This is a genomic window from Amycolatopsis sp. NPDC049159, assembly GCF_040648295.1.
Classification (GTDB): Bacteria; Actinomycetota; Actinomycetes; order Mycobacteriales; family Pseudonocardiaceae; genus Amycolatopsis; species Amycolatopsis pretoriensis_A.
In genome coordinates this window covers 132,490-143,517 of the sequence record NZ_JBEZDL010000026.1, presented here as the reverse complement: position 1 = coordinate 143,517, position 11,028 = coordinate 132,490, and the positions used below count along the sequence as shown (strand labels likewise).

Sequence of the window (11,028 nt, the reverse complement as noted above, 5' to 3'; positions counted from 1 at the left end):
CCGTGGGCAACACCCAGCTCGCGAGCGGCAACGGCCGGACCGTGCTGCTCGTGCTCGCGATCCTCGCGACGGCGTCGGAGTTCAACTGGGGTCAGGCGGCGTTGAACGTGTCCGGGTCGGGGCCGGTGCGCTCCCCGCGGTCCAGCGGGTTCAGCGACTCGACCTCCTCCTCCGTGAGGGTGAACCCGAACAGGTCGAAGTTCTCCTCGATCCGCGACGGCGTCACCGACTTCGGGATCACGACGTTGCCCAGCTGCAGGTGCCAGCGCAGCACGATCTGCGCGGGCGTCCGGCTGTGCTTGACCGCCAGCTCCGCCACGACCGGGTCACCCAGCAGGCTGCCGCCCTTGGCGAGCGGGCTCCACGCCTCCGTCGCGATGCCGTGCTTCGCGTCGAACTCGCGGACCTCCTGCTGCTGCAGGTACGGGTGCAGTTCGATCTGGTTGACCGCCGGCACGACGTCGGAAGCGTCCATCAGCCGCTCGAGGTGCGCGGGCTGGAAGTTGGACACGCCGATCGCGCGGACGCGGCCGTCGGCGTAGAGCTTCTCGAACGCCTTCCACGTGTCCAGGTACTTGTCCCGCTGCGGCGTCGGCCAGTGGATCAGGTACAGGTCGAGCTGCTCCAGGCCGAGCTTGGCCATGCTCTCGTCGAACGCCTTGAGCGTCGAGTCGTAGCCCTGGGCGGAGTTCCACAGCTTGGTGGTGACGAAGAGCTCGTCGCGGGGCACGTCCGACTCGGCGAGGGCCTGGCCGACGCCCTTTTCGTTGCCGTAGACGGTGGCGGTGTCGATGCTGCGGTAGCCCGCGTCGAGAGCGGCCTTCACGGCGGTGGCGGTCTCGTCGTCCGGGACCTTGAACACGCCGTAGCCGAGCTGCGGCATCCGCACGCCGTTGTTGAGTTCGATCACGGGCACGCTGGTCACGAGGGTTCCTTTCGGTGGGTGGTTCATCGGGCGAGTACCCGTTCCCCGGCTGCGAAACTAGCCGGGGAACGGCGGTCGAGCAGGCCGGAGACGAGCGCCACGGCGAGGCCCGCCGCGGCGAGCGCCGCGCCGATCCAGTTGGGGGCGGTGTAGCCGAGGCCGGACTCGATGGCCCGGCCGCCGAGCCACGCGCCGCCCGCGTTGCCGAGGTTGAACGCGGCGATGTTCGCCGCCGAGGCCAGCGCCGGGGCGCCCTCGGCCTTGGCCATCACGCGGGCCTGCAGTGGCGGCACGGTCGCGAAGCCGGCCGCGCCGAACAGCGCGATGGTGATCGCCGCGGGCACCTTGGCGTGCGCGGTGAAGACGAACGCGACCAGCACGATCGCCAGTGCCGCGAGGATCACGTAGAGGCTCGGCATGAGCTTGCGGTCCGCCGCCCGGCCGCCCAGCAGGTTGCCGGCGAAGAGGCCGCCGCCGAACAGCACGAGCAGCCAGGTCACGGCCCCGCTGGAAAAGCCGGCGACCTCGGTCATCATCGGCGCGATGTAGGTGAAGGACGCGAACACCCCGGCGAAGCCGAGCGCGGTCATCACCAGCGCGAGCCACACCTGCGGGCGGCGGAACACGGCGAGCTCGCCGCGCAGGCCCGCCCCCGGGTCCGGCTTCTGGTGCGGCACCAGCGCGAGGATGCCGATGGCACCGAGCACGCCCAGGACGCTGACCACCCAGAACGTCGAGCGCCAGCCGAAGGCCTGGCCGAGCGCGGTGCCGGCGGGCACGCCGAGGACGTTGGCCACGGTCAGCCCGGTGAACATCAGCGCGATCGCGCTGGCCTGCTTCGCCGGGGCGACCAGTGAAGCGGCGACGACCGAGCCGACGCCGAAGAACGCGCCGTGCGAGAGGGCTGCGACGACCCGGCCGGTCATCAGCAGGCCGTAGCTCGGGGCGAGCGCCGAGAGCACGTTGCCCGCGATGAACAGCCCCATCAGGGCGACCAGCACGGTCTTGCGCGGCACCCGCGAGGCCAGCGCGGTGAGCACGGGCGCGCCGACGACGACGCCGAGCGCGTAGCCCGAGATGAGCAGGCCTGCGGACGGGATCGAGACACCGAAGTCGCCCGCGACCTCGGGCAGCAGACCCATGATCACGAACTCGGTGGTGCCGATCCCGAAAGCGCTGATCGCCAGTGCGAGCAGAGCGGCGGGCATGGACTTCCTTCTTCCCGGGGTAGACTGTTGTGGGCGTTGGCAACTACGAGCGTCCGAGATAGTTGCAGACGCCGTATATTGCACGAGCTCGATAGTGCAGCGTGCAAACGTGTACGCGCAAGCCGGGGAGAGGTGAACCGTGTCACTGGACGACGACGCCGTGGCGGCACGCGCGCAGGGCTGGCGCACGCTCGCCGCGCTCCACGCGCGGATCGAGGACAAGCTGCAGCGCGCGCTCGAGCGCGACCACGAGCTGTCGGTGAGCGAGTACACCGTGCTCGACGTGCTGGCCCGCCAGGACGGCTTCCACCTGCGGATGAACCAGCTCGCCAACGCCGTGGTGCTCAGCCAGTCGGCGACGACGCGGCTGGTGACCCGGCTGGAGGGCCGCGGTCTGCTGGCCCGCTACCTCTGCGCGGACGACCGCCGCGGCATCTACACGGAGGTGACGCCGGCGGGGCAGGCCCTGCTGACGGCGGCCCGCCCGACCCACGACACGGCCCTGGCGGAAGCGCTCGCCGAGGCCGAAACCTTGCCGGAACTTTCACCGCTGGTCGGGGCGCTGGGCACGCTTTCCTTCCCGGCTGTGCCTTCGGCCTGACGCAAGCTTGCGAAAGTCTTCCGAAACTCCCGCTGAGCGGCACATTCCCGATCGGCCGTGCGATTGCGGCGGCCACCCGCCCGAACCCCTGCTCCATCCGTGGGACACTTTCGCTCGCCGCGTTCGATAGTTTCGCTGGTCAGCACGGTTTGTCCGGCTTCCGGCCGTTCCCGTCAGCCGTTGACCGGACCGTTTGCGCCGCCCTAATTTGTTGTCCCACCAGACGAACTGGGGTGGTGTCGGCGTGGACTCCTCCTTCTCGCTCAAACCGGTGCGCCCGGCCGACCAGGCCGCCGTCCGGCGGAGCAACCTTTCGCTGGTGCTGCGGCACCTGCGGGACGCGGGTCCCCGGTCGCGGGCGGGGATCGCCGCGGACACCGGGCTGAACAAGGGAACCGTGTCCAGCCTCGTCGCCGAACTCGCCGAACGCGGGCTGGTCCGGGAAGGCGACCGCGAGCGCGCCGGCGCGGTGGGGCGCCCGGGCACGATCGTCGAACTCGACGGCCGCGGCGTCGGCGGGATCGGCGTGGAGATCAACGTCGACTACCTGACCGCGCTCGCCCTCGACCTCACCGGCGCCGTCCTGTTCGAGCAGCGCGTCGCGCTCGACGTACCCGCGTTCCCCGTCGAGAAGGTCCTCGACGCCGGTGCGGAGCTGACCGCGCGGGCGCTGCGGGAGTTCCGGCGGCTCGGGGTCATGCCCGCCGGCGTCACCGTCGGCATCCCGGCGCTGGTCGACGTCGCGAGCGGCACCGTCGCCTTCGCGCCCAACCTGCACTGGACCGACGTCCGGGTGGTCCGCGGCATCACCGAGCGGCTGACCCGGCGGCTCGGCCCGCCGTCGTACCCGATCCGCACGGCCAACGACGCGAACCTCGGCGCGCTCGGCGAATACGCCATGGGCAGCGTCGCCGGCACCGCCGACCTGGTCTACCTGACCGGCGAGATCGGCGTCGGCGGCGGGGTGATCGCCGGGGGACGGCTGCTCGGCGGCGCCGAAGGGTTCTCCGGCGAGATCGGTCACATCCAGCTCGACCCGGCCGGCCGGATCTGCGGCTGCGGGCGCCGCGGCTGCTGGGAAACGCTCGTCGGGCTCGCCGGGATGCTGCGGCTCGCCGCGTCGCCGGGCGACCCGGTGCACGACCCGTCGCTGGACCTCGAACAGCGGCTCGACCTGATCCGCCGCCGCGCCGAGCTGAAGGACAAGCGGACGCTCGACGCGCTCGCGCAGGTCGGCACCGGGCTCGGCGTCGGCGCCGCGGTGCTGGTCAACGTGTTCAACCCGCGCGTGGTGCTGCTGGGCGGCTACTTCGCGCAGCTGGGCCCGTACCTGCTCGGCCCGATGCTGGCCGAGCTCGAAACCCGCGTGATCGCCCCGGGCATCGGGGGCTGCCGCGTCGAGCTGTCCTGGCTCGGGTTCTCCGCGGCTTCGCGAGGCGGCGCGCACGTGGCGCTGCAGGCGGTGTTCGACGACCCGGCGCTGGTGCCGGTCCGCGCGGAACGGGAGAGCGGATGAGCGTGCTGCCCCCGACCGGGTGGAAACACTTGATCGAGTCCGGCGATGTAGATCGGGTGGGCGCCCGCGCGCCGGGCGGCGAATCGCCGGGGCGCGGGCTGATGTGCCGAACAGGTGGAGGAACTTATGGGGAAGATCGGTGTCTGGCTGATCGGTGCCCGCGGCTCGGTGGCCACGACCGCCGTCGCCGGGGCCGCCGCCATGCGCGCGGGACTGGCCGCGCGCACGGGCTGCGTGACCGAGCTGCCGGACTTCGCCGGGGCTGAACTGCCCGGCTTGGGGGACCTGGTCTTCGGGGGCCACGACGTCGTCGACACGCCCTTGGTCAAGCGGGCCGAGCACCTGGCCGCGGCGGGCGTGCTGCCGTCGGCGCTGCCCGGCGCGGTGAGCGCGGAACTGGAGGCGGCGGAGGCCCGGCTGCGCCCGGCGCCGTCCGAAGGCGGGCAGGCCGCGGCCGAGCGGATCGTCGCGGACCTGACCGAGTTCCGGGAGGGTCTGGACCACGTCGTCGTGGTCAACGTCTCCTCCACCGAGCCACCGTGCGCGCCGCACCCGGCGCACGCGTCCCTCGCCGCGCTGGAGGGTGCGCTGGACACCCTGCCGCCGAGCGCGCTGTACGCCTACGCAGCCTTCCGCGCCGGCTGTGGCTTTGTCGACTTCACCCCGTCCACCGGCGCGCGCCTGCCTGCGCTCGACGAGCTGGCCCGTTCGACGGGGCAGCCGTACGCCGGCCGCGACGGCAAGACCGGCGAGACGCTGCTGCGGTCGGTGCTCGCGCCGATGTTCGCCCAGCGCGCGCTGAACGTCCTGTCCTGGTCGGGCACGAACCTGCTGGGCGGCGGGGACGGCGCCACACTGGCCGACCCCGGTGCGGCGGCGAGCAAGAACGCGTCCAAGCAGCAAGTGCTTTCGCAGAACCTCGGGCGCGAGGTCGACGGCGAGGTGCACATCGACTACGTCCCGGCGCTCGGCGACTGGAAGACGGCGTGGGACCACGTGCTGTTCGAAGGCTTCCTCGGTGCGCGCATGACGTTGCAGCTCACCTGGCAGGGCTGCGACTCGGCGCTCGCCGCGCCGCTGGTGCTCGACCTCGCCCGGCTGACCGGCAAGGCCTGCCGTGACGGCGTCGCCGGCCCGGTGGCCGAGTTCGGGTTCTTCTTCAAGGATCCCGCCGGGGACGGCCCGCACGACCTGGCGTCGCAGTACGCGGCCCTGCGTGAGTGGGCGCACCGGTGAAGGCCTTCGTCGAACTCGTCCGCGCGCCCGCGGCGCTGACCGTGCCCGGGGACGCCGTCGCCGGGGCCGCCGCGGCCGGCTGGCCCTTCGGCCGCCGCACGCCGGCGCTGACCGGCGCGTCCGTCTGCATCTACTGGGCGGGCATGGCGCTCAACGACTACGCCGACCGGCACCTGGACGCCATGGAACGGCCCGAGCGGCCGATCCCGTCCGGCCGGATCAAGCCCGGCACCGCGCTCGGCGTGGCCACCGGCCTGACCGCGGGCGGGCTGGGCATCGCGGCCGCCGCCGGCGGGAAGCGGGCGCTGCGCGTCGCGCTGCCACTGGCCGCGACCGTGTGGGCGTACGACTTCGTGCTCAAGGAGACCGCGCTCGGCCCGGCCGCGATGGCCGCCGCCCGCGCGCTCGACGTCCTGCTCGGGGCGGGCGGGGCCAAGCCCGCGCTGTCGGCGGCGTTGACGGTGGGGGCGCACACCTACGCCGTGACAACGCTGTCGAGGTCGGAGGTCCACGGCGCGAAGCCCGCGCTGCCCGCGGCCACCCTGGCCGCCACCGCCGGGGTCCGCGTCGCCGCCGGGCGCGTCGGGCCGCTGGCTTCGGCGCTGCTCGGGACGTACGCGCTGACCACCGGGCGGGCGCAGTACGACGCCGTGCGCGACCCGGCCGCCCCGAAGATCCGCCGCGCGGTCGGGGCCGGGATCCACGGCATGATCCCGTTGCAGGCCGGGCTGATCGCGCGCACCGGGGCGTGGCGCTCGGCGCTGGCCGTCGCCGCCGCGTTCCCGATCGCGCGGGCGCTGAGCCGAAAGGTGTCGCCGACATGAGGTTCGGGTACGGCACCAACGGCTTCGCCAACCACCGCCTCGGCGACGCCCTGCGCGTCCTGGCCGACCTCGGCTACGACGGGGTCGCGCTCACCCTCGACCACCAGCACCTCGACCCGTTCGGCCCGGACCTCGCCCGGCGGGTCGCGTCGCTGGCGGCCGAGCTGGACCGGCTCGGGCTGGCCGTGGTGATCGAGACGGGTGCCCGGTTCCTGCTGGACCCGTGGCGCAAGCACTCGCCGACGTTCCTCGACCCCGACCGGGCGCACCGCGTCGAGTTCCTGACGCGGGCCGTGGAGATCGCCGCGGACCTCGGGGCGGAGGCGGTTTCGTTCTGGAGCGGGAACAAACCCGCGGAGCTGTCCACTGAGGACGCCTGGGCGCACCTGGTCGACGGGTGCGCGGACGTGCTCAAAGCGGCCGAGGAGCACGACGTCAAGCTCGGCTTCGAACCGGAGCCGGGGATGCTCGTCGAGGACCTCGACGGGTACTTCGCACTCTCCCGGCGCCTCGGCGACCCCGGGCGGTTCGGGCTGACGCTGGACATCGGGCACTGCCGGTGCAACGAGTCCGCGGCCGTGCCCGACTGCGTCCGCCGGGCGCTGCCGCGGCTGGTCAACGTGCAGATCGACGACATGCGCCGCGGCACGCACGAGCACCTGGAGTTCGGCGCGGGCGAGATCGACTTCCCGCCCGTGCTGGAAGCGCTGTCGCCGTACGCCGGGCTGGTGGCGGTGGAGCTGCCGCGCGACAGCCACGCGGCGCCGCGGATCGCCCGCGAGTCCCTCGAATTCCTGCGGAAGGCGGTGGCGGCGTGAACGCCTGGCTGGACAAGGCACTGCACGACGTCGCCGCCGACGCGACGGTGCTGCGCACGGTGTTCCCCGGCGTCGGGCGCCGGGTCGGCCGCGGCCCGGCGGAGACTCCCGGGTGGACGGTCGACGACGTGGCCCGGGTCCGGTTGCTGGAAGCCGCACCCGGAGCCGCCGCGGAGATGCCGGACCTCTACCGCTACGGCGACGCCGCCGAGAAGCGGGCCGTCCTGCGTGGACTGTCCGTCGTGGACACCGGCGACGCCGGGCTCGAACTGGTCGCGGACGCCCTGCGCACCAACGACACCCGCCTGGTGACCGCCGCGATGGGGGAGTACGCCGCCACGCACCTCGACGCCGCCGCGTACCGCCACGGCGTCCTCAAGTGCGTGTTCATGGGCATTCCATTGGCCGGCATCGCCGGGCTCGACCGCCGGACCGACGAGGAACTGCTGCGCATGATGCGGTCCTTCGCCGCCGAGCGCACCGCCGCGGGCCGCGACGTCCCCGCCGACCTCCTCCCGCTGCTGACCGAACAGGACGCCTGATGCGCATCTTCGACCCGCACATCCACATGAGCTCCCGGACCACCGACGACTACGCGGCCATGCACGCCGCCGGCGTCCGCGCGCTCGTCGAGCCGGCGTTCTGGCTGGGCCAGCCGCGCACGAACGTCGGCAGCTTCACCGACTACTTCGACGCCCTCGTCGGCTGGGAGCCGTTCCGCGCGAGCCAGTACGGCATCGCGCACCACTGCACGATCGCGCTGAACCCCAAGGAGGCCAACGACCCGCGCTGTGCGCCGGTGCTCGACGTCCTGCCGCGCTACCTGGAGAAGGACGGCGTGGTCGCGGTCGGCGAGATCGGCTACGACTCGATGACCGCGGAGGAGGACAAGGCGTTCGCCGCGCAGCTCGCGCTGGCGATCGACCACGACCTCCCGGCGATGGTGCACACCCCGCACCGCGACAAGGCGACCGGCACCGAGCGCAGCATCGCCGTCGTCCGCGAATCCGGCATCGCGCCCGAGCGCGTGGTGCTCGACCACCTCAACGAGGTGACCGTCCGGCAGGTCAAGGAGTCCGGTTCCTGGATGGGGTTCTCGATCTACCCGGACACCAAGATGGACGAAGAGCGGATGGTCGCGATCCTTCGCGAATACGGGACCGAAAAGGTCCTCGTGAACTCCGCGGCCGACTGGGGCAAGAGCGACCCGCTCAAGACCCGCAAGACCGGCGACGCGATGCTGGCCGCCGGGTTCACCGAGGACGACGTCGACCGCGTCCTGTGGCGCAACCCGGTCGAGTTCTACGGCCAGAGCGGCCGCCTCTCGCTCGAATCCGACACCGCCGCCGCCGAGTTCGCGGGCAACTCCATCCTGCGGGGTGCGCGCAAGTGAGGCTCCGGCACCGCGACGGCACGCTCGTCCACCTCGCCTACTGCACCAACGTGCACCAGGCCGAGGACCTCGATGGCGTGCTGACCCAGCTGGCCCGCTTCGGCGAGCCGGTACGGGAACGCCTGGGCGCCGACCGGCTCGGGCTCGGCCTGTGGCTGGCGCGCCCGGTGGCTTCGGAGCTGGTCGCGAACCCGGCGGCGGTCGCCCGGCTGCGCGGTGAACTGGCCGCCCGCGGGCTGGAGGTCGTCACCTTCAACGGGTTCCCGTACCAGGGGTTCCACGACCCGGTCGTCAAGCACAAGGTGTACCGGCCGGACTGGTCGACGCCCGAGCGCACGCGGTACACCCTGGACCTCGCGCGGCTGCTCACCGAGCTGATGCCGGACGACGCCGTGCGGGGCAGCGTCTCGACGTTGCCGCTCGGCTGGCGCACGGAATGGCGCGACGACCGCGGCCGGCTCGAGCTGCTCGCCAAGGGGCTGGCCGGGCAGGAGCGGCCGGTGCGGGTGGCGTTCGAGCCCGAGCCGGGCTGCGTCATCGAGACGACCGCGCAGGCGGCGTCACTGCTGTCCGATGTGGACAAGGACTGGCTCGGCGTCTGCCTCGACACGTGCCACCTCGCCGTGGGCTTCGAAGACCCGGCGGCCGCGCTCGGCCGCCTCGAAGCCGCCGGGCTCGACGTCGTCAAGCTGCAGGCGTCGGCCGCGCTGGAGGCCGCTTCGCCGCGGGATCCGGCGACCCGGCGCGCACTGGAGTCCTTTGTGGAACCCCGCTTCCTGCACCAGAGCAACGAAGGCGCCCCACCGGGCGCCGACGACCTCGACCTCGCGCTGGCGGGCGGGCTCCCCGGCGAGGCACCGTGGCGCGTGCACTTCCACGTGCCGCTGCACGCCGACCCGGCGCCGCCGCTGACGTCGACCCGGCCGGTGCTGGCCGAGACGCTGGCCGAGCTGTTCGGCGGCGCGACCGCGCGCACCGACCACGTCGAGGTCGAGACCTACACCTGGCAGGTGCTCCCGGACGCACCCGCCGACGACGCCGGGCTGGTCGCGGGCATCGCGGCCGAGCTGGACTGGACCCGGCGTTCCCTGATCGAACTAGGCTTGGAAGAGGTTTCGGAATGAGTTTGCTCGTCCTCGACGTCGTCGGGCTGACCCCGCGGCTGCTGCCGCACATGCCCAACCTGCGCAAGATGGCCGAGCCCGGCTTCACCGCGCAGCTGGACACCGTCTTCCCGGCGGTGACGTGCTCGGTGCAGTCCACGTTCCTCACCGGCCTGCAGCCGGCCGGGCACGGGATCGTCGGCAACGGCTGGTACTTCCGCGACCTCGGCGAGATCTTCCTCTGGCGCCAGCACAACAAACTGGTCCAGGGCGACAAGTTCTGGGACGCCGCCCGCCGCGCGCAGGCCGGACATCGCGTGGCGAACGTCTGCTGGTGGTACGCGATGGGCATGGACGTCGACCTGACGGTGACCCCGCGGCCGATCTACCACGCCGACGGCAAGAAGTCCCCGGACGCCTACGCCCACCCGCCGCAGCTGCACGACCGCCTGGTCGGCGCCCTCGGCGAGTTCCCGCTGTTCACCTACTGGGGCCCGACGGCCGCGATCACGTCGTCGAAGTGGATCATCGCCGCGGCGCAGAAGATCATGGCGGAGGACAAGCCCGACACCACGCTCGTCTACCTCCCGCACCTGGACTACGACCTCCAGCGCTTCGGCCCGGACGCGCCCCAGGCCGCGGCGGCCGCGCGGGAGATCGACGACGCCTTGAAGCCGCTGCTGGACCAGGCGGCCGCGGGCGGGCACACCGTCGTCGCGCTCTCGGAGTACGGCATCACGAACGCGAGCCGGCCGGTCGACATCAACCGGGCGCTGCGCCGTGAGGGCCTGCTCAACGTGTACGTCCAGGCCGGGATGGAGTACCTCGACCCGTGGACGTCCCGCGCGTTCGCGGTGGCCGACCACCAGGTCGCGCACGTCTACGTCGCCGACCCCGCCGACATCCCGCGCGTGCGGGACATCGTCGCCGGACTGTCCGGTGTGGACGTCGTACTGGACCGCGAGGGGCAGGCGGGGATCGGGATCGACCACGAGCGCGCGGGCGAGCTCGTCGCGATCGCCGAACCGGACGCGTGGTTCACCTACTACTACTGGCTGAGCGACGACCGCGCGCCGGACTTCGCGAAGACGGTCGAGATCCACCGCAAGCCCGGGTACGACCCGGCCGAGCTGTTCTTCGACCCGAACGACCCGGCGGTGAAGCTGAAGGCGGCGTCGGCGCTGGCCCGCAAGAAGCTCGGCCTGCGGTACTCGATGCAGGTCGTCCCGCTCGACCCGGCGCCGGTGAAGGGCAGCCACGGGCGGCTGCCGGACGCGCCCGAGGACGGGCCCGTGCTGCTGTGCTCGGATCCCTCGCTCGCCCGCGAGAAGATCCACGCCACCGAAGTCAAGGATCTGCTGCTCACGGCTATCCGCACCGAATAGACGCACCCTGGAGGTCAGA

Annotated in this window: 11 protein-coding genes; 9 read left to right on the top strand and 2 right to left on the bottom strand. The window is 72.6% G+C overall.

The genetic code is table 11. From position 1 onward, the window contains the following. Positions 1-91: 91 nt before the first annotated feature. On the bottom strand, positions 92-925 hold the full coding sequence (locus AB0B33_RS38965) for an aldo/keto reductase (protein ID WP_360781483.1): 834 nt from the start codon (positions 923-925) through the stop codon (positions 92-94). 23 nt (positions 926-948) lie between these two features. Beyond that, positions 949-2,133: an MFS transporter gene (locus AB0B33_RS38960; RefSeq protein ID WP_247020520.1), complete on the bottom strand. Its 1,185-nt coding sequence runs from the start codon at positions 2,131-2,133 to the stop codon at positions 949-951. A gap of 139 nt (positions 2,134-2,272) precedes the next feature. Between AB0B33_RS38960 and AB0B33_RS38955 the strand changes: the two genes are divergently transcribed. The 9 genes from AB0B33_RS38955 (at position 2,273) to AB0B33_RS38915 (ending at position 11,009) form a co-directional block, all read left to right on the top strand. Then, entirely contained in the window at positions 2,273-2,734 is a 462-nt protein-coding gene (locus AB0B33_RS38955) for a MarR family transcriptional regulator (protein WP_247020522.1), read from the top strand. A 244-nt stretch (positions 2,735-2,978) separates the two neighbouring features. Next, on the top strand, positions 2,979-4,250 hold the full coding sequence (locus AB0B33_RS38950) for an ROK family transcriptional regulator (RefSeq protein ID WP_247020525.1): 1,272 nt from the start codon (positions 2,979-2,981) through the stop codon (positions 4,248-4,250). Between the two features lie 126 nt (positions 4,251-4,376). Further along, on the top strand, positions 4,377-5,486 hold the full coding sequence (locus AB0B33_RS38945) for an inositol-3-phosphate synthase (RefSeq protein ID WP_360781480.1): 1,110 nt from the start codon (positions 4,377-4,379) through the stop codon (positions 5,484-5,486). Next, entirely contained in the window at positions 5,483-6,310 is an 828-nt protein-coding gene (locus tag AB0B33_RS38940) for an SCO3242 family prenyltransferase (RefSeq protein ID WP_360781478.1), read from the top strand. Before AB0B33_RS38945 ends, AB0B33_RS38940 begins: the two co-directional genes overlap by 4 nt. After that, on the top strand, positions 6,307-7,128 hold the full coding sequence (locus tag AB0B33_RS38935; RefSeq protein WP_360781476.1) for a sugar phosphate isomerase/epimerase family protein: 822 nt from the start codon (positions 6,307-6,309) through the stop codon (positions 7,126-7,128). Before AB0B33_RS38940 ends, AB0B33_RS38935 begins: the two co-directional genes overlap by 4 nt. Next, entirely contained in the window at positions 7,125-7,670 is a 546-nt protein-coding gene (locus AB0B33_RS38930) for an EboA domain-containing protein (protein WP_360781474.1), read from the top strand. The genes AB0B33_RS38935 and AB0B33_RS38930 overlap by 4 nt, the downstream gene beginning before the upstream one ends. Continuing rightward, complete coding sequence (locus tag AB0B33_RS38925; RefSeq protein ID WP_360781472.1) at positions 7,670-8,521, top strand: TatD family hydrolase; 852 nt, start codon at positions 7,670-7,672, stop codon at positions 8,519-8,521. Before AB0B33_RS38930 ends, AB0B33_RS38925 begins: the two co-directional genes overlap by 1 nt. Then, positions 8,518-9,645, top strand: coding sequence for a metabolite traffic protein EboE (eboE, locus tag AB0B33_RS38920; protein ID WP_360781470.1), 1,128 nt, complete (start codon positions 8,518-8,520; stop codon positions 9,643-9,645). Before AB0B33_RS38925 ends, eboE begins: the two co-directional genes overlap by 4 nt. Then, positions 9,642-11,009, top strand: coding sequence for a nucleotide pyrophosphatase/phosphodiesterase family protein (locus AB0B33_RS38915; RefSeq protein WP_360781468.1), 1,368 nt, complete (start codon positions 9,642-9,644; stop codon positions 11,007-11,009). Before eboE ends, AB0B33_RS38915 begins: the two co-directional genes overlap by 4 nt. The last annotated feature ends 19 nt before the right edge of the window (positions 11,010-11,028 follow it).

Bases quoted from the DNA above. Each gene is read 5' to 3' on its own strand.
- AB0B33_RS38925 (WP_360781472.1), top strand. From the start codon at position 7,670: ATGCGCATCTTCGACCCGCACATCCACATGAGCTCCCGGACCACCGAC.
- AB0B33_RS38915 (WP_360781468.1), top strand. From the start codon at position 9,642: ATGAGTTTGCTCGTCCTCGACGTCGTCGGGCTGACCCCGCGGCTGCTG.
- AB0B33_RS38945 (WP_360781480.1), top strand. From the start codon at position 4,377: ATGGGGAAGATCGGTGTCTGGCTGATCGGTGCCCGCGGCTCGGTGGCC.
- AB0B33_RS38960 (WP_247020520.1), bottom strand. From the start codon at position 2,133: ATGCCCGCCGCTCTGCTCGCACTGGCGATCAGCGCTTTCGGGATCGGC.
- AB0B33_RS38935 (WP_360781476.1), top strand. From the start codon at position 6,307: ATGAGGTTCGGGTACGGCACCAACGGCTTCGCCAACCACCGCCTCGGC.